This is a genomic window from Levilactobacillus huananensis (genome assembly GCF_003946145.1).
In the GTDB taxonomy this organism is placed as follows: Bacteria; Bacillota; Bacilli; order Lactobacillales; family Lactobacillaceae; genus Levilactobacillus; species Levilactobacillus huananensis.
In genome coordinates this window covers 1-18889 of record NZ_RHOC01000001.1, presented here as the reverse complement: position 1 = coordinate 18889, position 18889 = coordinate 1, and the positions used below count along the sequence as shown (strand labels likewise).

The window sequence follows — 18889 nt, the reverse complement described above, 5'->3', positions numbered from 1 at the left end:
TAATAAAGCCACTCCATCTAATGATGAGGTGACTCTTTCTTACATCAATTTCTTGACGTGGTCCTCATTCGCTGTAATAGCCATCCCCATTAGTCAACCTCAAACGTGTCATCTTCACATGCCTTGCGACCTTGGATATGCAACTGCGTCTATCAGAGCGTCTCGTTTTAGTCTTTCACCGATTAGGTCACGCCAATTACACGATGACTAGGACTATCTACTTTTACATGTGCCACGCAATGGAAACGACGTCATTTATACAGGGCCAAAAAAATTCGGTGAACCAGTCAAAAACAGACCGAAAAAAGTCGATTTGTTCCTGATTTATTCACCGAACTATGATTTTAGTTGATTACAATTAATTTAGCTCAAAACAAAAAACGTCTATTTCTAGACGTTTCAAACGGTTTTAGAGTCAACCAGACTATTGAATTATGCCCCGAGCAGGATTCGAACCTGTACTTGATCACTCAAACAGCGACCTGAACGCTGCGCGTCTGCCAGTTCCGCCATCGGGGCAACTCAACAACAAGTAATATATTACACTATCCGTGAATAAATGTGAACCCTTTTATTCAGTTTTTTTTGCCTTGGGGAATTTAACCGCGGTACCATAGCCATGAACGACTAAAAATTTCGGAGCCACGCTCATCCGAACAACTTCGGTATTAAAACGAACTTCGATCAAACCGTCTGCGCCGGCTTCCTGGGCTTGTTTCATTAGTTTCTGTTTAACGGCATCAAATAAGTCATCAAACAAAGAAAACTCATCCGGTTTTTCAGAACACATCATCGCATGTTGCGTTGCCGTCATAATCCCTTGAATCTCGTGAGCCCGGTTCAGCCCCCCAGTTGTCATAAACATTACACTTACCTCCTAAGTTGTGCTCGACGCTGCCCCCATACAAAGATAAGGGCCCCTAAGATGACACCCAATGTATTCGTCAAGACATCATTAATATCAACCCAACGGCCCAGGCCAACCAGATAGTTGCCAATCGCCTGTCCGGTTTCCAAAGTTAGCCCGGTAACGAGTCCAGCACTCAGCCATTGGGGCCAACGACCGTTGAAGTTCCACTGCCAGAGCATCCCCTGCGGAATTGTCATCACAATATTCAACCAAAACGAGGCGTCGATTCCCGCCGGTTGAAGCGGCCACAAGACCCAGGTACCATTAGCCCAGTGAAAGGTCTGAATACCTGCCACCTGTGATCCGAACGTCACCGTCACGGGAATCCAAGTTAGCGCTGCAAGGCTCCAACATCCGAGCCACCAACCCACTCGCGGCCAGGACCGACGACGGCCATCCCGCACCGTTAGACCTAAACAAACTAGGCTAACCAGAACAAATGGTAACCACCGTGCCATTGAATCGCCCCCTTGATAACCTTAGTATACTGATTCTAGGCGTCGGCGACAATACTTATTGTGACATCAACAAGAGTCCCAGCTTATAGGCAATTTACCAAATCCGTAACACCTGATTTTCGAACCTAATCCTCTTCATTGCCAGTGAAAACTCAGCAAATTCTAAGTTGTCGATTATCATTCTCATAAAATTTTTCATTTTATACAGACGTCTTCTGGTATACTTGAGCGAGTTAAGCCCATAATCATGTTGTTTTTCTATCCAACCTCTAGGTGGGCAAAAAACTCAATTCGTCAATAATCATTGCACTCACCAGTCTACATGCTATATAATCATTCTGACGTGCAGCTGACGATCTCTAGTCGATTAACGGTCAGATCGTGACCTAATTGTCCTTCTTCAAGGTAAGTTTCTTGATAATGACAATTTAATTGTATACAATATTTTGAAAGCATTCGAAAGGAGGCCTGCGCCATGCCAAAGGTTCCGCCAGTCTTACTCGATCAGCAACTTTGTTTCTCGATCTACTCCGCTAGTAAGAAGTTTAATCACTTCTATCAGAGTGCCCTTGCCCCATTCGGCCTGACCTACCCGCAATACATTGCGATGTTGGTTTTATGGGAGGATGCCCCCCTGACCGTTCATCAACTCGGTGAACATTTAGAATTAGATAGTGGCACATTGACACCTCTGTTGAAGCGTCTGGAAAAACAGGGTTGGGTGAGTCGTGTTCGTAGCCAAACTGATGAACGTCAGGTATTAATTCACTTAACCGAAATGGCTACTGCCAAACGTGAAGAAGTTTATGCTCGAATTGGCCAATGCCAAAACTTATTGGGAATGACCGACAAGGAAATCGACGACACAATGGCCGAATTGGCCACTGTTAAGTCTCAATTAGATACTGTCAGTCGTCAGCGACTGATTACAAAGAACATCGATAGTCACCAGTAAAAAAGCTTAGCGGTCGATAGCCGCTAAGCCTTTTTTAATGAATGGTTGTCAACATCAGAAGCATGGCAATGAGATTATTAAACCCATGCATAAAAATCGTTGCTTGAAGTTTGCCAGTCTTCCGGTAAACGTAGGCAAAGGTCCCCCCCATGATGGCATAGATGAGCCAACTAATCGGATTGTCACTTTGATGAACTAACGAGAAGACGATCCCACTCACGACAATTGGCAACCAAAAGCGATCTTCAGAGAAACAACCGCTCACCAAAATTCCTCGGAAGGTCAACTCCTCCAGAATGGGTGATGCCAACACGGCTGTCAGACTCAACATGATTAAGGATAAGGGACTTCTGCCTAGAACCGTCGCAATGAGGTCATTGTTCTTCGTACTAGTTTCCTTAAAAAGCAGCATATTCACAATGTTCAGACTCATTTCAACCACCACCATAAAGACGTAGCCTATCACCATGAGTCGCCAGTCTTGGCCAGTCAGTCGTTGCCACCTACCAGGTACCAGCCGGCGGTAGATCCACAACCCGATAGCAATCGCCACTAGGAACCCGCCGACATAACCCACGGCCCATAATCCGCGTTGCCAGCTTGCGCCGCGACTCAAGAAGGCCAATGGAATCTGGACAATCGTGACCAGAATGAGCATGACCAGAAACCACCCAATATTCATAAAGTTTCGTTTTTGCACACTATTCACAATACCCATCCTTTGTTGGCTCGCTTAACTAACCGTGGAACAGCCCACAGAATCTCACGATCCGTTACTTTTAATTAGTCAGTAAAAGCCATTTTTTTCAATATTAATTTTTTAATGGCATTTTTTCTCATTATGAGTTACTATATGGTTGCGGGCAAGTTTGAGTTAAACTTGACTTGCGCGTGAGGCTTCTGTCCTCATTCAACAGACGATTTCATTTTACTCCCCCAAAGTAGATGAAGTCTTTACAACATAATCCCCCAATTATGTTGTAACCTTACTCTTTGGCCATTGCGACTTATCGTAATGGCTTTTTTTGTGCCGTTTTTTCTTCCGAAACCGTCGGCGTTTTTTTCTTGGGGGTGCGTTGGAGAATCGGTGCAATGACTGCCCAACGTTTGAAGAGAATTCGGCAATCCCATGCCGTTGCTAAAGTAAAGCCCACTAAGCTCACGGCCGCCTGAGCCCAGATCCCGGTGACCCAGTGCACGGCGATCAACACCGTCGCCAGAATAATCACCACAGTCAAACTCACAATTAGAATCATCGTTCGAATGAATTTTCCCACGTCGCCTCTCCCTCTCGGTTCTCATTGGTCAAATCTTACCACGTTTTCATACGTTCTCACAATCTCTTTTCTTCACGCCCGTTGGAATAGTTACTCAGCGAACCAGTAGCAAAAAGCGCAATCGTTTGCATTTGCATAATATCGGTATTTATAATGATGATTGTTTTACGTTGCTAGGGGGAGAATAATTGCTAATTACCAGGGGGTAGCCTAAAATTAATAGTGAATGATTGTGCAAATAATTAATAGAAAGGAAGACGATTGGGTTTGAAAATTATTACGTTACACGTTTCAGATGACGCCCTGCAGGTCAGCTATGCCCCTGCTGGAAAACCGGAGGCACAGCGCGAATTCACTATCGCATACAACACAGACCAAAGCATCGGCGAAAACCTTGAAAATTTACGAGTACGCTTAGTGGGTCTCGACGTAGATGCCGCAGTAGTCGATAACGCCCTGAGTTATCCCTTCTCCGACACCGTTGTCGGGATTAATCACCAACGGATCGATATTGGTTTAGCCATTACCAACATGCTGAATATTCCCGTGGTTAGTAGCCAAGCTATCTCAGAACAAGGCCTGGAAGATGCCCTCGCCAGCAAGCGTGAGTACCTCAGTTGGCACTTGGACTACTACGGTCAATATGCGGGTAAACGAAACTATGGTCAAGAGGCAATGTTAACGGTGGGTAATGGGTTCTTCGGCCTCCGTGGTGCCTATACCGAGGCTCACGCTGACCAGGATAACTATCCTGGCATGTACACGGCGGGCCTGTATGACCAACTGACGACCAACATTAATGGCCGTCAAGTCGTCAATGAAGACTTGGTCAATTTGCCAAATGCCCAGGCCTTAACGTTTGGTGTGGATCATCAAAATCCATTTCAAATTCGGTCCAGTGACATCCAGGACATCTATCGTAGCCTTGATCTGCATACCGGGGCGTTAACCACAACAATGTTGGTTCAACTTTCCACCGGCCATGCGTTACAAATCAAGACCACGAAGCTGGCCAATATGATAGACTGGCACCGCATGGCCATCCGTTATAGTGTGACCCCCCTCAACTTTTCTGGGTCGCTTCAGATCTATTCTGAAATCGATGGCAGCGTCGTTAACGGTAATGTCGAACGATACCGGGCCTTCAATCAGCGTCACATTCAGGTTACCGGTACCAGTCGTCAACCCGATACGATCTTCTTAGAGGGTCAGACTCAGTCGTCAAAGGTTCCTTTTATCTTCGGTTCCCGACTGACTGGCCCTGGCGATGCGCTAGATGCCCCCATTGACACTCGAATTCACGCCGAGCAGCATATTCAACAGATGCGTTCAGTCGCAGTTCAACCAAACCAGACTTATACCTTTGAAAAAAACGTGGTCTTCTTCACAGGGCGCGAAACAACTAGTCCTTTGAATCAAGCGGCTACGACTGAAATTAATGCCGCAACCTTCACCGACACCCTCACCAGCAATAGCCATTATTGGGAGAAACGTTGGCACGGCGCCGACATCCAAATCACTGGCGACATCACCGCTCAGAAACTAACCCGAGTCAACCTGTACCATCTTTTCTCAGCGACACAAGCCATTGCCTCAGGTAAAATCGATGCTTCAGTCAATGCGCGAGGACTCGACGGAGAAGCCTATCGTGGCCACGTTTTCTGGGATGAAATGTTCGATCTTCCCATCTACGCACTTCACGACCCCGAGTTGGCTAAGCAGCTCCTCATGTATCGTTATCGTCGATTAGATGCAGCTAAAAAGAATGCTCAGGCTGATGGTGACGACGGCGCTATGTACCCTTGGCAATCCGGTGAATTTGGCGACGAACAATCACAAGTTGTCCACCTAAATCCTTTGACGAATTCCTGGGATCCAGATTATTCCTCACTCCAGCGTCACGTTTCCCTAGCTGTAGCCTACAACATCATCATGTACACCCATATCACGGGTGATCAGAGCTTCATGACCGCTTATGGCTTGGAAATGTTGAGTGAAATTTCCAAGTTCTGGCTTAGCCGGGCCAAACTAAATTCTCAAACCCATCGCTACACGATTGACCGGGTCATGGGACCTGACGAATTTCACGAAAACTACCCAAATGCTGACAGTACCGGCCTAGCAGACAACGCGTATACAAACCTCATGGTCACCTGGCTTTTCAACCAAGTGCAACTTTTACGCCATGAGCTCCCCGCTAAAGCGGTCGCTGCAAGTGACCAAAAGACAGGGTGGACGGCTAAGACGACCGATCAACTGACGGACGTCAGTCATCATCTCCATCTTGACATCAGTTCAGCTGGTATCATCGGTCAGTTTGACGGGTACTTCAAGCTCCCTCGACTCGACTTCGCCAAGTATCAGAAGAAGTACGGCGATATCTCCCGGATGGATCGTATTTTAAAAGCCGAGGGCAAGACGCCTGACGCCTATCAGGTTGCCAAACAAGCGGATGCCTTAATGGCGTTCTACAGTCTGGATGAACAACAAGTCTTTGGTCTCTTGGACCAACTGGGTTATCATTTGCCGAAGGGCGCCTTCGACAAGAACCTTCAGTTCTACCTCGACCGAACCACCCATGGATCTACCCTCTCCCGTATTGTCTATGCTGTTCTAACGGCAATGGCGGGTAACATGGACCAATCGTGGAAACTCTTCTCACAGGCCCTCCTATCGGACTATTACGACATTCAAGGCGGCACTACCGCCGAAGGGATTCACCTGGGGGTCATGGGGGCTGTAACCCTCATGACGACCCGGCATTACGCAGGGGTAGATATTTTAGCCCCGACGCTATCGGTTAACCCCCATCTGCCAGCAACATGGCAGCGATTAGACTTCGCTCAGTTGGTTCGTGGCATCCGGTATCACTTCACGATTGACCACCAGCATGTTCAGGTCACGGCAGATAAAACCGCCGTCTTAACCATCGGCGATCACGAGATCACGTTAAAACCAAATCAAACACAAACTATTTCATATTAAGGAGCTTTCAACAATGACTAAATTTGCGGATATTAAGGGTTTTGTCTTCGACTTAGACGGTGTCATCACGGACACTTCCGTCTTGCACGGTAATGCCTGGCACCAACTCGCTGACTCTCTTGGCGTGAGCTGGAGTGACGACCTGGCCAACGGTCTCAAAGGAATCAGCCGCATGGATTCTCTCGAGATGATTCTTAAAGCGGGCCACAAGGAAAACGACTATAGCCAAGACCAGAAGGTGGCCTTGGCTACCCAGAAAAATGACAATTATGTTGCCGAGGTTAACAAGATGACCCCTGCCAATATTTTGCCAGGCATGAAGGCTTTCTTAGATGACCTCCGGGATAAAGGCTACCAACTCTCACTTGCCTCAGCATCCAAGAATGCGCCACGAGTTCTCGACAAGCTTCAATTGGCTGACTACTTTCCTCAAGTTGTTGACCCAGCCAGCCTGACTCACGGCAAGCCGGATCCCGAAATCTATACCAAGGGTGCCCAGCTACTCAGCCTGGACCCCGCCCAATGTATCGGCATTGAAGATGCTGCTGCCGGTGTCCAAGCCATCAACGCCGCCGGTGAGGTCTCCCTTGGAATTGGGGATGCCCACGAGTTAGCCGCCGCTGACATGGTCTTTGCTGACACAGCCAGCGTGACTCTCGAAAACATTGCAAAAAGATTAGGTTAATCTCAGTGAAAACGAAACGGCGTCGCTACTTTTTGAAGTAGTGACGCCGTTTTTAGTCTGTAAAAATTATTGAATGAGCCCAAAGTGCCGTAGCCCCTGGACAATGCCATCGTCCATGTTGCTGCCCGTCACGTAGGCTGCCTTGTTCTTTGCCTGAAAAACCCCGTTAGCCATAGAAATTGGAACGTCGACCTCATCAAACATTTGCAAGTCGTTTAACCCATCCCCAAAGGCATAGGTCTTCACATCCTGCAATCCAGCCTCCTTCAGGAAGGTTCGGATCCCAGTCTGTTTGCTAATTCCTGTTGCCATCGTATCGAGTGCCCGCGGGTTGTTGCGGACAAAGGACAGCTCCCCAGCAAATTTCTCCCGGTATGGGGCTTCATTATCACGATTGAAAACATTGAGGAAATTAATCTCCTGGGTCTGATACCAGGTTGGATCAACTTGTGCGTCTAACCGTAACAACTTAAAGTTATCCTTCGTATCCTGGTTAGCCTGACTCAGCCGAAATCCCCGGTTATTGAAGTAACCTAACGGATCCCCCTGCTCGTTTGCAAAGGTGGTAATCGCGTCGAGTTCCTCTTGTGGAATCACCGCGGCTGTAAGCCGCTTCCCCTGATACTGGACGTAACTCCCATTGGCACTGACCACAGCATCGATGTTCGTCGCATCGAGCACATATTGAATTTCAAAAATGTTTCTTCCAGTGGCAATAACTGGTAGAATATGATGTTGTTGCATTTCGTGAATGGCGGCGATACTTGTCGGTAAAACGTTCTTGTTATCGTCAAATAAGGTACCATCCAAATCAAAAAAGACGATTGCTTGATACATCTCGTTCAACCTCCTAATCCACTTATACCAACGAGTCTATTATACAACAATGACCAAACTTCACGAAATGGCGAAAAAATATCTGTCAAGCAAATGTAGTAGCCAGCTTTTTTATGGTACACTATATCTTGTATATTTGATAAAAGAGGGGCTATCATGGTGATAATTACAGCTGGAATGATTGGCGTCGGCAAGACGACTCTTACTGGAAAGATTGCATCACACTTGGATACAAAGGCATTTTTCGAACCGGTTGGTGACAACCCGGTTCTACCACTATACTATGCAAATCCCAAACAATATGGTTTCTTATTGCAAATTTACTTCCTCAACAAACGTTTTAGTATGATTAAGCGGGCGTTGGCGGATGACAACAACGTTCTGGACCGTTCAATCTATGAAGATGCCCTCTTTACGCGCGAAAATAACGCTGAAGGGAACATCACGGATACCGAGTTGGAAGTTTACTTAAGCCTGCTGGATAATATGATGAACGAACTAAGTGCACTGCCAAAGAAGGCTCCTGACTTATTAGTCTATGCAGATGCCGACTTTGACACTATTCTTCACCGTATCAAGAAGCGTGGTCGTGACTATGAACAATTCGACGATAACCCAAGCTTGGAAGCTTACTACAAAAAGATGTGGACTGCTTACCAAGGCTGGTATGCAGACTACGACGTGAGTCCTAAGGTTCGGATCGACTTACAAAAATATGATCTGGACGTTCCCGGCAACACGGAACTCGTCCTCCAACAAATTGATGAAGCCTTAAAGAACATTCGGACGGATGCCACTATCTAACCGATCAAAAACGCCACACCCCCTATTGCGCGGTGTGGCGTTTTTAATTGTGCTTTGAAGCGACAAAAAGAGGCATGCCTAAGCGCATCCCTCTTCTCGCCACCTTGGTTTTTAGTGATCCGCCGTTTCCGATGGTAATAAAATGATTTGGCTATCACCGTCATCATAAGCCAGAACGGTTTCTGGTAATTGAGGCGCGTAGGTAAAGTCGGTGTCGAATCCGGCACTGACTGCCCCACGTTTATCGTCCGTCTGCACATATTCAAACGTCGTCATTCCCTGATTATTGTGAAGCTTAAACGTTAGCAAGTTTGCCAACGGAAAGAGGCCCTGGAGGTCATTGTCAATGATATCCCAGACGGCGTCGATCATGTCACCGGGTAGGACCGCAACGGTACCATAACTGGCATAACGTGCATGATTACTTTCAAACATTTTCTTCGCCTCCACTCTCGATCGTTTAAAACTATTATACCGTAACTATTTTCAAAACGGGAATAATTACCCCTTGTCGTCGGTCAGATGTTGCGTCTCACGGCGGTCAAAGAAGTTAACCGCAAATGAGATAACAATCAGGATCACCCCAGCAATAAAGATGGCGTGTAGGCCCTGATACAAGATCCCACGTAAAGTTGGCAAGACGTTAGCCGGCAAGCCCAATGCGGTTTGCGGGTTAATGAGCTTATTCATCATGGCCATACTCGTACCATGATGACTGGCCACGCCGCGGGTCATGGCAAGGTTCATGATAATCCCCAAGATAGACACCATCATGGTTTGTCCGAGCGTTCGTGACAACGTATTGAATGAAGTCGCGACTCCAATCTCGTCAACATCAACTTGACTCTGAACAGTTACCGTGGTCGTGGTGATGGTAATCCCAAACCCAGTCCCACAAATCCCCGCAATGACGAAGAAACACCAGAACGGCGTGGTAGCCGGTAACAGTGCCATTGTAATGGCACCAATCATAACTAACGTTAAACTGATATTCACAATTTGATAAGGTGATCGGCTCAAGAGTAACTTCCCGGCGATAAACGACCCGACAATCCACATCAATGAACTAGGTGTAATCGCGAACCCGGCTTCGGAAGCCTTTAACCCTAGAAGGCCTTGCGTCCAGGTGGGTAAGTAGACCTCAAAGCCCATAATAAACCCACTCAGTAATGCGGCGATTAAATTTTGCACGACAAACGTTCGGTTTGCAAACAAAGATAACGGAATCAACGGATCGTCCGTCCGCTTCTCTTGGCGTAAGAAAGCCCAGAAGGAACCTGCAGACACTAAAAAACCTAAGACAACGAATAGGACATTCAATTGACCTTCACCCAATAGTTGGAACGTCAGCATCAAAGCCAACAGCCCCAGCGACAACCAGAAGCAACCGGCCCAGTCCATGTTGAACTTTTTTCGTTCTGTGCGCTCTTGCAGATAGAACCAGATCAACCCCATTGTCACAATTCCAATCGGAATGTTAATGAAGAAAATCCAGTGCCAACTGAGATGATCAACAATGAAGCCCCCTAACAATGGCGCAACAACGGCGGCGATTCCCCAGGCGGACCCATTAAGTCCCATGACCCGAGCTCGCTGTTCTACCGGATAGATATCCGCAAGAATCGTGAAGGACACAGGCATAATGGCTCCGGCCCCAATCCCTTGTAGGGCTCGCCAAGCAATCAATGTCTCCATACTATGAGACATTCCCGACAGCGTCGACCCCACGACAAAGATGAATAGACCAACTAAGAAAACCAGCTTACGACCGACAGTATCAGCAAGCTTACCGTAGATGGGTGTTGCGATAGCGCTCGTCAATAAGAAAATTGAGAAGACCCAATTCATGAGGGCCACCCCTTGTAAATCACCGACGATAGTGGGCATGGCAGTTGAGACGATAGTCCCTTCGATCGCAGACATAAAGGTGGCGACGAAGACGGCCCCCGTCACAACCTTGACATTAGTTTGTTTCTTTACCATAATTTCCTCCTACCGTTGGGCCCCACCACACAACGAAACTGAGTAGCCAATTGCGCTACTTCCCAAGTCTGTATTAAAACAGTAATACCTTATATTATCAAGGGTGAGCGTCTAAATTTCAACCCCCAACCCAAAAATCCCGCCGCCAGAAGATTTCCAGCAACGGGATCTTTATCATTAATCGGGTTTATTTGCAGGCAGCCTTCAACGCCTCTACCTTGTCAAGATGTTCCCAAGGTAAGTCGACGTCAGTTCGGCCAAAGTGACCGTATGCTGCTGTTTGCTTGTAAATCGGACGCTTCAGATCCAGCATCTCAATGATACCGGCTGGACGTAAGTCAAAGATCGCACGCACAGCCTCAGCCAGCTTACTTTCCTTCACAACCCCCGTGCCAAACGTATTGATTGAAACGGAAACGGGTTCCGCTACCCCAATGGCGTAGGCAATCTGAACTTCACATTCAGTGGCCAACTTAGCAGCCACGATGTTCTTTGCGATGTAACGTGCGGCGTAACTAGCCGAACGGTCTACCTTTGTGGCGTCCTTTCCAGAAAAGGCCCCACCACCATGGTGAGCAGCCCCACCATAAGTGTCCACGATAATCTTCCGACCCGTCAATCCGGCATCCCCTTGAGGACCCCCGATAACGAAACGGCCGGTAGGATTAATGAAATACTTGGTCTTATCGTCCAAGAATTTGGCAGGAATGACATCCTTAACCACCTGGTCGATGACGTCCTGACGAATCCGGTCCAGTGTAACGTCTGGATCGTGTTGCGTACTCAGGACAACCGTGTCGACCCGCATTGGCTTGCCATCGTCATCGTATTCAACAGTGACTTCTGCTTTGGCATCGGGACGGAGGTAATCAATGACCCCATTCTTCCGCAGGCTGGCAATGCGTTGCATTAAAGCATGACTCAACATGATTGGGAGTGGCATGAGTTCCGGCGTCTCATCAACGGCATATCCGAACATCAGGCCTTGGTCCCCGGCACCAATCTTGTCTAATGGATCTTCGTCGCCCTTTCGCGTTTCCAAGGAGTCATCGACCCCTTGGGCAATGTCGGGTGATTGTTCGTCGATCGCTACCAATACGGCGCAGTTATCACCGTCGAACCCGTATTGACCGTCAGTGTAACCAATATCCTTGATTGTTTGACGAACCACTTTTTGAATGTCCACGTAAGCCTTCGTTGAGATTTCCCCAAAGACCAGGACCAGCCCAGTCGTCACAGAAGTCTCACAAGCTACCCGTGAGTCTGGATCTTGTGCTAACAGCGCATCGAGAATCGCATCACTGATCTGGTCAGCAATTTTATCTGGATGGCCTTCCGAAACGGATTCGGACGTAAATAAATGTCTTTCTTGCAATGGATATTCCCCCTAGATAGTGTTGACGACGAGTTGACCGATAATCTCGCGCCAGTCGGTTACAAGGCAGCTTCACTGAGTTCGTGAATCCTATCGGGAATTGACTCATAACTCAAGTATTCTAACATAAATTCCTAAACCTTAAAAGAAAGCTTCCCTTTATATGAAAGAATGATTGACCCCGCGTACAACAATTACTAAGATTAAAGACAATACTATAATTCGTCGAATGGAGCGATCCCATGACTAAATTCATGGCCCTTTTAAAAAACAGAACGGTCCAGCAATTGTTTATTTATACCGTCTTTCAAAATATTCTCTGGTGGGTCGCTGGTTCGACCGCTGCTACAGGAACACCCTTATCCACCTCAGTTAAAGTCTACCTATTAGTCTACGGTGGGTTTCTGGCAGCTGGAAGCTTCCTAGTCCTCAATCATCACTTCCGGTCAACCATCGGTCCCATTTTGGTCGTGGCTGCCGCAACGATGGGCTTCTTAGCGGCACCAGACAATCGTCTGGTCCAACTCTTTGCCCTGTTGCTCTGTATCTTCCTCGTTCTGGTCTGTGTTCCCCAGTTAGGACTTCAGTCTATGTATGGCTTAATTGTCTTCAGTACCCTCAGTGGCTGTGGGGTGCCAGTCATCCTATTTTATCTGAGGAATCACTACCTTGCATGGCAGTTCATGTTGCCATTACTTCCTATTATTTTTAGTTACCTAGCATTTTATGAATTTCACTTTATCCCCGAGACCTGGGATTGGCGTCTGACTTTGATTACCCCAGCACTCTTGATCGTAGTGCTACTGATCACGCAGGCCTTCTCCTGGCAAATTGCTGTCGCCATTCTACTCGTTGCTGGCTATTGGTGGTTACAACGACGTATCAACGTTCGTTACCGTTTAGTCACCACCAGCGTGATCCAACTCATTCTGGGACTGCTGGTTCTCGATTAATCTGTTGATATAAACTTAAAGTTTCGCTAAACTCCCAGCAATTGTTAAATCCTACGATTTGGCTGTGTTAGAATGGGCCCATCAAGCAATGGAGGAATTCAAATATGCCCGAAATCAGAGTGATCGGCGATATTCTTAGCGGAAAGTTTCAGCCCACCCTCACTGGTAACCCAATCGTTGATGCGGCGCTCATCAATCGGTTTTGTCAAAGCCTCATCACCGCGCTCGCACTCACTCCAAATTCCGTACAAGCGGAACATCACTGGGACCTCACCATCGATCCCACAAAGGTCTATGTGATTGATTCGCAAATTCTGGCAGCCAGTGGCCATCAAAACCGATTAGCTAACGTGATTCCAGTTAGTCATGCTGAGCTCTTACACGGCCAAATAGGTGCTACTCAAGAGCAGCTGGTGGCTGTGTTGTCAGCTCAATCGTCACCAAATTAATAAAATCCAACCCATTAAGTGCGGTTGGATTTTTTGTTTGGTGTAAATTACGTAAAATCTTGAATGCCGACCAGCCCTGCCTGAAGCCATGGGGTACTCTCATCCAACCGTTGTTGCAGTGACATGAGGCCATCAATGAGAGCCACTTCTTTGCCAGCCACGTAGAATTGTGTCTTAATCCGATAAAGCCTGCCCTGTTCAATGTCAAACTTTCGGCGTAACTTGAGACCATATAATTCATAGGTTAATGTCTCAACAGCTGTCCCTTTTCTGACAGTGACGTGGTCAGCCTCACTCAATTCGTTGATTGGAAAACTGTGCTTCTGATGGCTCTCACGGTCCCAAAGCTCGATTTGGTATCGTGCCTCGGCCATTCGAACCAAAAAGTTTCCTAATGAGCAGAAGAACTGACGTCGAAAATGAATCAAATCATTCACATCACTGTAAAACAAGTGTTTTAATCGATAATCATAGACTGGCATTTCCAAAATATCTTCAAGATGATGTGTCATGTCCAAGTGACTTTCGTGGGAAACCAGGAACTTCGCAATCTGTTCACGTTGACTACGCGTCAAGGGATCCATCATTGCTTCTTGAAAAACGTGTTGGCATTTTGTTGAAGTTGGCGTCACATTTTCTTTGTCGGACATTAAAGTCTCCTTATTGGTGGCCCTTGTTGGCCATCCAAGGGTACCTTAGCACATCGCCGATCAAATGCATAGTCCGTATTATTTATAAGCCGTGTGGTATAGGTCAGTGGTCGTTGCATGCCCGACTGAAAACATACAATGTTTCCTGGATACAACGCTGAAGCAACGTATAATCAGCCACTTATCGCCACTTTATGCAGGTTTTAATATTAAAAAATAAGTATTATGCCGCTGGTATTTTTTATCGCGTCGCTCAGATGTACTTCTCTCATCAGGTCGCGTATATTAGAAGGTAACACAAGAGGAGGAGTCATCATGTCAGAAATCTTAATTACCACTACCGAAAAGATTCCCGGTCAAGACTACGAGGTTCTAGGCGAAGTCTTTGGTTTGACCACTCAGTCCAAGAACGTTCTTCGAAATATTGGTGCCTCACTAAAGAACGTTGTGGGCGGTGAAATCAAGGATTACACGAAAATGCTTAACGAATCACGTGAAATTGCTATCGAACGTCTCCGACAAAATGCAGTTACAATGGGTGCTGATGCCGTCGTCATGATGCGTTTTGATTCCGGTTCCATTGGCACAGATATGCAATCCGTAGCCGCCTATGGAACCGCGGTCAAATTTCGGTAATTACCACAACATTCACGTTGTGTAACGCCATAAACGTTCGTCGCCTATCACCCGATTAGATCGTCAACAGCATAAAAGAGTCACATGAATCGTCCATTTTCGGACAACTCGTGTGGCTCTTTTTTTGATCTTTTCCGGAGTTTTCGCTGCTTTTCACGGATTTAACAGTATAGCCAGAAAGCTTGTTGTGTAACCATTTAGACGACTTTCTTCTTTAAAATATCCTGTTTATATCCACATTGCCACTATTGTCCCCTGAAAACTATCCACACTCACCAATATGTCTCAACAACTGATCCACTACTCGTTTTATACTAACCATAGTCAATAGGATAGCGAACAACTTAAAATGATTATTCGGAAATTAATGAATTAAAAGAAAGCAGGTTATCACCATGTTAAAGAAAATTGTTAAATGGACAGTCTTAGTCATCGCAACCATCGTCTTAACACTCACTAGTTTTACCAGCACCATCCTCGCCGCTTCAAAGACGCCTTCTTGGGGTCATTGGGACGACACCACCATTACATACAAAACCGTAAACACTTCTTCCTATTACAAGAGTGTTTGGAAGAACGCCGTTAAGCGTTGGAACAAGGTCGGTGTGGTTCAGTTAAGAGCTGCCAAGTCTGGCGAGAAAGCTGATATCACATTAACTTCTTCCAAGTCATTGAGCACCAAGAGCGGTAAGCTTGCCGGTTACACAAACTACTCTTACTTAAAGAAGAGTGGCAACGACAACGAAATCGTTTCTGCTAAGTCTACGCTTAACCGGAGCCTCTTATCCAAGTACAAGTACTCCAAGAACCAACGGACGAATGTGGCCACTCATGAAATTGGCCATGCCATTGGTTTAAGCCACTCCAAGAGTGAAGACAGCGTGATGTATGCTTCCGACCGTTACGCTTCAATCGACCACCAAGACAAAGTCGGTTTACAATCAGCTTACGAAGACTAATCATTTTAAAACAATTTTCGAACAAAACCTGCAAAAAGCCTAGCCAGTCCAGCTAGGTTTTTTTATTTGTCTAACTTTGCTGACTGTGGTCAATGGACTGGGCGCATTCCTCCCTCGAACCACCATGCCGGTCTACTGAGGCCTAGAATGATCAACTATCCTCGATTCCCGAGAGTCGCCTTAGACGTTCATTTTATGGCACTCCAATTGGCACATTTGAAATATTAGGCGTTGACCTGGCTAGTTGACTCACTATTGGCGCATCTCTCCTCCGTCCCTGATAGCGCAGTCAATGGTGCCCACGTCGGTTAAATCGCTATTGCCAATAACGTTACAAGATCCATTCAAGTTATTCGATGTAGAAAAAAGTTAAAACGACGACGGCGAATAGCGCTTCGGTTGAGGCGACCATATAGCCATTGCTCCTACTTCATACAGCCCGTATAGGGAGTCTCTCAGACGGCTGCAAAAATCCCCCCAATTTAACCATCAATTGGCGTCACCTACTTTACGCAGTGACTTACGGTACTCAGACGATAAATAGCCTTTCTCTCAAGTGAAATCGTCCAAATCGTATTAAAACTGTTATATAAGTTAGCCGTGCTGGTAATCAAGGCGCATCAAACGAATTGCAGGGAATTTAGACTGTTCCCCAGCTTTAAAGTTGGAAGCCATTTGCCTATAGACTCAAAAAAATTGCCCAATCCCCAAGGAATCAGACAATTTATAACTGGAATGACCAACCACAGTTCGAGTAAAATGCTTAAATACGCACAGATTTCGATTATCCATGGTAAAGATACAATTCCTTTCTAGAGTCTTTTTAGAGCCTTACCCGTGATCTCCTTTAGCGTACAAGTTAAATCCACTCTGAACGAACCATCGGGCAACCAGTACGATAGCTCATACTCTTCCCCATCTTTTCTTAAGTCTGTCAGTAGATTTCTTCTATCAACCCATAATGGCATTAGATACTCCATCGAATCCTCTTCTTCATCCGTACCGGAAAATTCTAAGGTCACACCACAGTCAACTAAGGATTGAATGACTTTGGATAGGTCTTCATACATTTCAAACCCATCGACCTGAACCCATTCGGGTTTAAGTTCGCGAATTTGACCTTTTTCGTTAATTCTGACAGTCGCATTATCAAGAATAAACCCATAGTGGCTTCCTCGATTTTTATCCAGATCGAACCTGATCCGGTAAATAGTCCCGGTTTCTTTAGACATCCGTGTAACTAAATATTCTGCGGAATCGTCCGTAAACTCATCTAATGTCGTGATAGTAGCCGGAAAATACTCTCCCTCTTCAATGAACGGACCCTGAAAATCTGCGTCTTCCAAGTCCCTAATACCTAATGGTAACGCTCGCTGAGACAAAATATCCCACAAAAAATCTGCTAACCGTAAATATGACGGAAAATCCCCCTTCAATCGCATATCTGGACAATCAAATGCGACAATTTGCCCCGTCATACTGCGTGTACGTTCTATCTCAATATCTGTCGCTCGGCAATCTATTCGCATTATTTAATCCTCTTTGTCTTAATTATCTTAGCCAATTAAGGTTGATTTTGAAATTTATCTACCAATTTCTTTTCAATCTTATCGCCACTATTTTTAACATCCCGATATTTGTATATCTGATCTTCATCGTTATTTGTCAGGTGCATCGATTTAAATACACTCACCACGGGCTACATCCCATATTTTACCATACCACTCACCATCAAGCTGTACCCGAATTGATATTCTGAATACAAACTAAAAAGCCTCAAACGCTGACAAATCAACGTCTGAGACCTCTTAAATATGCCGTGTATTACTTGTGATACCGGAGGTGGGGTTCGAACCCACACGACCTCAACGGTCACTGGATTTTGAGTCCAGCGCGTCTGCCAATTCCGCCACTCCGGCAAAAAAATACTGATTGGATACACCCAGTCAAAGGTGGTAATCGGATTTGAACCGACGATGAAGGTTTTGCAGACCTCTGCCTTACCACTTGGCTATACCACCATAATCGCCTATCCAATCTGATTGGATCAGCTAATAAATCAAGATGCCCAATCCTAAGGGCGGTATGTGGGAATCGAACCCACGCGTGCCGGAACCACAATCCGGTGTGTTAACCACTTCACCAATACCGCCATTACATTACAAACAGGGATAGTAGGAGTTGAACCCACATCGACGGTTTTGGAGACCGTTGTTCTACCATTGAACTATATCCCTATGATGGTGGGGAGTGGATTCGAACCACCGAACCCGAAGGAGCGGATTTACAGTCCGCCGCGTTTAGCCAGACTTCGCTACCCCACCATAAATGGCGCAGGACGGAATCGAACCGCCGACACATGGAGCTTCAATCCATTGCTCTACCAACTGAGCTACTGAGCCATTTTGCCATCATAATGTTTGCTGTGTATTAAATTAATAATAACATAACAACGGTCCGTACGAGACTCGAACTCGTGATCTCCTCCGTGACAGGGAGGCGTCCTAACCAACTAGACCAACGGACCATAATAAGTTATGTTACTGATGGAGGATACAGGGCTCGAACCTGTGACCCTCTGCTTGTAAGGCAGACGCTCTCCCAACTGAGCTAATCCTCCAAAATGACCCGTACGGGATTCGAACCCATGTTACTGCCGTGAAAGGGCAGTGTCTTAAACCACTTGACCAACGGGTCATACTTTGAAAACGGAGAGTGAGGGATTCGAACCCTCGAAACAGGTTAGTACCCGTTTACAGCATTTCCAATGCTGCTCCTTCAGCCACTCGGACAACTCTCCATTATTAAGCTCCGGCAGGCGGGCTCGAACCGTCGACAACCTGATTAACAGTCAGGTGCTCTACCAACTGAGCTATGCCGGAATAATCGCGTAGCGACGTCCTATCCTCGCAGGGGGCGATCCCCCAACTACTATCAGCGTGCTGAAGCTTAACTTCCGTGTTCGGCATGGGA

18 protein-coding genes, 12 tRNA genes, 1 rRNA gene and 1 riboswitch are annotated in these 18889 nt (G+C 46.4%); of the genes, 8 read left to right on the top strand and 23 right to left on the bottom strand.

The annotated features are described in order from the left end of the window. Window positions 1–435: 435 nt before the first annotated feature. The 3 genes from EKM71_RS00150 to EKM71_RS00140 form a co-directional block, all read right to left on the bottom strand. A tRNA-Leu gene (locus tag EKM71_RS00150) sits at window positions 436–519 on the bottom strand. A 52-nt stretch (window positions 520–571) separates the two neighbouring features. Further along, the gene (locus EKM71_RS00145; protein ID WP_125572671.1) at window positions 572–865 is read right to left on the bottom strand and encodes a heavy metal-binding domain-containing protein; all 294 of its coding nucleotides are present in this window, start codon (window positions 863–865) and stop codon (window positions 572–574) included. Window positions 866–870: 5 nt separating this feature from the next. Beyond that, complete coding sequence (locus EKM71_RS00140; RefSeq protein WP_125572670.1) at window positions 871–1368, bottom strand: VanZ family protein; 498 nt, start codon at window positions 1366–1368, stop codon at window positions 871–873. A gap of 475 nt (window positions 1369–1843) precedes the next feature. Here EKM71_RS00140 and EKM71_RS00135 point away from each other — a divergent pair, with 475 nt between their 5' ends. Further along, the gene (locus EKM71_RS00135) at window positions 1844–2323 is read left to right on the top strand and encodes a MarR family winged helix-turn-helix transcriptional regulator (protein ID WP_125572669.1); all 480 of its coding nucleotides are present in this window, start codon (window positions 1844–1846) and stop codon (window positions 2321–2323) included. A gap of 34 nt (window positions 2324–2357) precedes the next feature. Here EKM71_RS00135 and EKM71_RS00130 read toward each other — a convergent pair whose 3' ends face one another. Further along, complete coding sequence (locus EKM71_RS00130) at window positions 2358–3032, bottom strand: CPBP family intramembrane glutamic endopeptidase (RefSeq protein WP_225417964.1); 675 nt, start codon at window positions 3030–3032, stop codon at window positions 2358–2360. Window positions 3033–3330: 298 nt separating this feature from the next. Continuing rightward, window positions 3331–3600, bottom strand: a complete 270-nt coding sequence (locus EKM71_RS00125; protein WP_125572667.1) for a hypothetical protein — start codon at window positions 3598–3600, stop codon at window positions 3331–3333. Window positions 3601–3867: 267 nt separating this feature from the next. On the opposite strand from EKM71_RS00125, the gene EKM71_RS00120 reads away from it, so the two are divergent. Next, window positions 3868–6585 carry a glycoside hydrolase family 65 protein gene (locus EKM71_RS00120; RefSeq protein ID WP_125572666.1) on the top strand — a complete coding sequence of 906 codons (2718 nt, stop codon included), beginning with the start codon at window positions 3868–3870 and terminating at the stop codon, window positions 6583–6585. Between the two features lie 13 nt (window positions 6586–6598). After that, a complete protein-coding gene (gene pgmB, locus EKM71_RS00115; RefSeq protein WP_125572665.1) occupies window positions 6599–7270 on the top strand; it encodes a beta-phosphoglucomutase in 672 nt (223 codons plus the stop codon). Between the two features lie 66 nt (window positions 7271–7336). Here pgmB and EKM71_RS00110 read toward each other — a convergent pair whose 3' ends face one another. Then, window positions 7337–8107 carry a Cof-type HAD-IIB family hydrolase gene (locus EKM71_RS00110; RefSeq protein ID WP_125572664.1) on the bottom strand — a complete coding sequence of 257 codons (771 nt, stop codon included), beginning with the start codon at window positions 8105–8107 and terminating at the stop codon, window positions 7337–7339. 156 nt (window positions 8108–8263) lie between these two features. Between EKM71_RS00110 and EKM71_RS00105 the strand changes: the two genes are divergently transcribed. Beyond that, window positions 8264–8911 (top strand): deoxynucleoside kinase, encoded by a 648-nt coding sequence (locus tag EKM71_RS00105; protein ID WP_125572663.1) that lies wholly within the window; start codon window positions 8264–8266, stop codon window positions 8909–8911. 111 nt (window positions 8912–9022) lie between these two features. On the opposite strand, the gene EKM71_RS00100 is transcribed toward EKM71_RS00105, so the two are convergent. The 3 genes from EKM71_RS00100 to metK form a co-directional block, all read right to left on the bottom strand. Then, entirely contained in the window at window positions 9023–9346 is a 324-nt protein-coding gene (locus EKM71_RS00100) for a DUF960 domain-containing protein (protein WP_057879091.1), read from the bottom strand. A gap of 66 nt (window positions 9347–9412) precedes the next feature. After that, window positions 9413–10894, bottom strand: coding sequence for an MDR family MFS transporter (locus EKM71_RS00095; protein WP_125572662.1), 1482 nt, complete (start codon window positions 10892–10894; stop codon window positions 9413–9415). 187 nt (window positions 10895–11081) lie between these two features. Beyond that, window positions 11082–12269 (bottom strand): methionine adenosyltransferase, encoded by a 1188-nt coding sequence (gene metK, locus EKM71_RS00090; protein ID WP_125572661.1) that lies wholly within the window; start codon window positions 12267–12269, stop codon window positions 11082–11084. Next, window positions 12267–12385, bottom strand: a riboswitch (SMK box riboswitch). It overlaps the preceding gene by 3 nt. A 126-nt stretch (window positions 12386–12511) precedes the next feature. Between metK and EKM71_RS00085 the strand changes: the two genes are divergently transcribed. Together EKM71_RS00085 and EKM71_RS00080 are read left to right on the top strand one after the other, a co-directional pair. Next, complete coding sequence (locus tag EKM71_RS00085; protein WP_125572660.1) at window positions 12512–13222, top strand: hypothetical protein; 711 nt, start codon at window positions 12512–12514, stop codon at window positions 13220–13222. Between the two features lie 104 nt (window positions 13223–13326). Then, window positions 13327–13671, top strand: a complete 345-nt coding sequence (locus tag EKM71_RS00080; protein WP_125572659.1) for a hypothetical protein — start codon at window positions 13327–13329, stop codon at window positions 13669–13671. A gap of 47 nt (window positions 13672–13718) precedes the next feature. Here the strand turns inward: EKM71_RS00080 and EKM71_RS00075 are convergent, their stop codons facing one another. Then, window positions 13719–14321, bottom strand: a complete 603-nt coding sequence (locus EKM71_RS00075) for a hypothetical protein (protein WP_125572658.1) — start codon at window positions 14319–14321, stop codon at window positions 13719–13721. A 315-nt stretch (window positions 14322–14636) separates the two neighbouring features. Between EKM71_RS00075 and EKM71_RS00070 the strand changes: the two genes are divergently transcribed. Then, window positions 14637–14957, top strand: a complete 321-nt coding sequence (locus EKM71_RS00070) for a heavy metal-binding domain-containing protein (RefSeq protein ID WP_125572657.1) — start codon at window positions 14637–14639, stop codon at window positions 14955–14957. Between the two features lie 395 nt (window positions 14958–15352). Further along, entirely contained in the window at window positions 15353–15916 is a 564-nt protein-coding gene (locus tag EKM71_RS00065; RefSeq protein WP_125572656.1) for a M57 family metalloprotease, read from the top strand. A gap of 812 nt (window positions 15917–16728) precedes the next feature. Here the strand turns inward: EKM71_RS00065 and EKM71_RS00060 are convergent. The 13 genes from EKM71_RS00060 to rrf form a co-directional block, all read right to left on the bottom strand. Next, entirely contained in the window at window positions 16729–17445 is a 717-nt protein-coding gene (locus EKM71_RS00060; protein WP_125572655.1) for a hypothetical protein, read from the bottom strand. 305 nt (window positions 17446–17750) lie between these two features. Continuing rightward, window positions 17751–17835: transfer RNA gene (locus tag EKM71_RS00055), tRNA-Leu, on the bottom strand. A 31-nt stretch (window positions 17836–17866) separates the two neighbouring features. Then, window positions 17867–17937 (bottom strand) — tRNA-Cys (locus EKM71_RS00050). Window positions 17938–17995: 58 nt separating this feature from the next. Next, window positions 17996–18068 (bottom strand) — tRNA-His (locus EKM71_RS00045). A gap of 14 nt (window positions 18069–18082) precedes the next feature. After that, window positions 18083–18153, bottom strand: a tRNA-Trp gene (locus tag EKM71_RS00040). 4 nt (window positions 18154–18157) lie between these two features. After that, a tRNA-Tyr gene (locus EKM71_RS00035) sits at window positions 18158–18240 on the bottom strand. A gap of 5 nt (window positions 18241–18245) precedes the next feature. Beyond that, window positions 18246–18318 (bottom strand) — tRNA-Phe (locus EKM71_RS00030). A gap of 51 nt (window positions 18319–18369) precedes the next feature. After that, window positions 18370–18443: transfer RNA gene (locus EKM71_RS00025), tRNA-Asp, on the bottom strand. 20 nt (window positions 18444–18463) lie between these two features. Further along, window positions 18464–18536 (bottom strand) — tRNA-Val (locus tag EKM71_RS00020). Window positions 18537–18540: 4 nt separating this feature from the next. Continuing rightward, a tRNA-Glu gene (locus tag EKM71_RS00015) sits at window positions 18541–18613 on the bottom strand. Window positions 18614–18625: 12 nt separating this feature from the next. After that, window positions 18626–18716, bottom strand: a tRNA-Ser gene (locus EKM71_RS00010). A gap of 9 nt (window positions 18717–18725) precedes the next feature. Beyond that, window positions 18726–18798, bottom strand: a tRNA-Asn gene (locus tag EKM71_RS00005). A 6-nt stretch (window positions 18799–18804) separates the two neighbouring features. Beyond that, window positions 18805–18889: ribosomal RNA gene (gene rrf / locus EKM71_RS11325) — 5S ribosomal RNA — on the bottom strand; the annotation flags it as partial.

Coding starts and splice junctions, on each gene's coding strand:
- EKM71_RS00140 (WP_125572670.1), bottom strand. CDS start 1,368: ATGGCACGGTGGTTACCATTTGTTCTGGTTAGCCTAGTTTGTTTAGGT.
- EKM71_RS00095 (WP_125572662.1), bottom strand. CDS start 10,894: ATGGTAAAGAAACAAACTAATGTCAAGGTTGTGACGGGGGCCGTCTTC.
- EKM71_RS00145 (WP_125572671.1), bottom strand. CDS start 865: ATGTTTATGACAACTGGGGGGCTGAACCGGGCTCACGAGATTCAAGGG.
- EKM71_RS00070 (WP_125572657.1), top strand. CDS start 14,637: ATGTCAGAAATCTTAATTACCACTACCGAAAAGATTCCCGGTCAAGAC.
- EKM71_RS00080 (WP_125572659.1), top strand. CDS start 13,327: ATGCCCGAAATCAGAGTGATCGGCGATATTCTTAGCGGAAAGTTTCAG.
- EKM71_RS00110 (WP_125572664.1), bottom strand. CDS start 8,107: ATGTATCAAGCAATCGTCTTTTTTGATTTGGATGGTACCTTATTTGAC.
- EKM71_RS00100 (WP_057879091.1), bottom strand. CDS start 9,346: ATGTTTGAAAGTAATCATGCACGTTATGCCAGTTATGGTACCGTTGCG.
- EKM71_RS00065 (WP_125572656.1), top strand. CDS start 15,353: ATGTTAAAGAAAATTGTTAAATGGACAGTCTTAGTCATCGCAACCATC.
- EKM71_RS00105 (WP_125572663.1), top strand. CDS start 8,264: ATGGTGATAATTACAGCTGGAATGATTGGCGTCGGCAAGACGACTCTT.
- EKM71_RS00060 (WP_125572655.1), bottom strand. CDS start 17,445: ATGCGAATAGATTGCCGAGCGACAGATATTGAGATAGAACGTACACGC.
- pgmB (WP_125572665.1), top strand. CDS start 6,599: ATGACTAAATTTGCGGATATTAAGGGTTTTGTCTTCGACTTAGACGGT.
- EKM71_RS00135 (WP_125572669.1), top strand. CDS start 1,844: ATGCCAAAGGTTCCGCCAGTCTTACTCGATCAGCAACTTTGTTTCTCG.
- EKM71_RS00075 (WP_125572658.1), bottom strand. CDS start 14,321: ATGTCCGACAAAGAAAATGTGACGCCAACTTCAACAAAATGCCAACAC.
- EKM71_RS00085 (WP_125572660.1), top strand. CDS start 12,512: ATGACTAAATTCATGGCCCTTTTAAAAAACAGAACGGTCCAGCAATTG.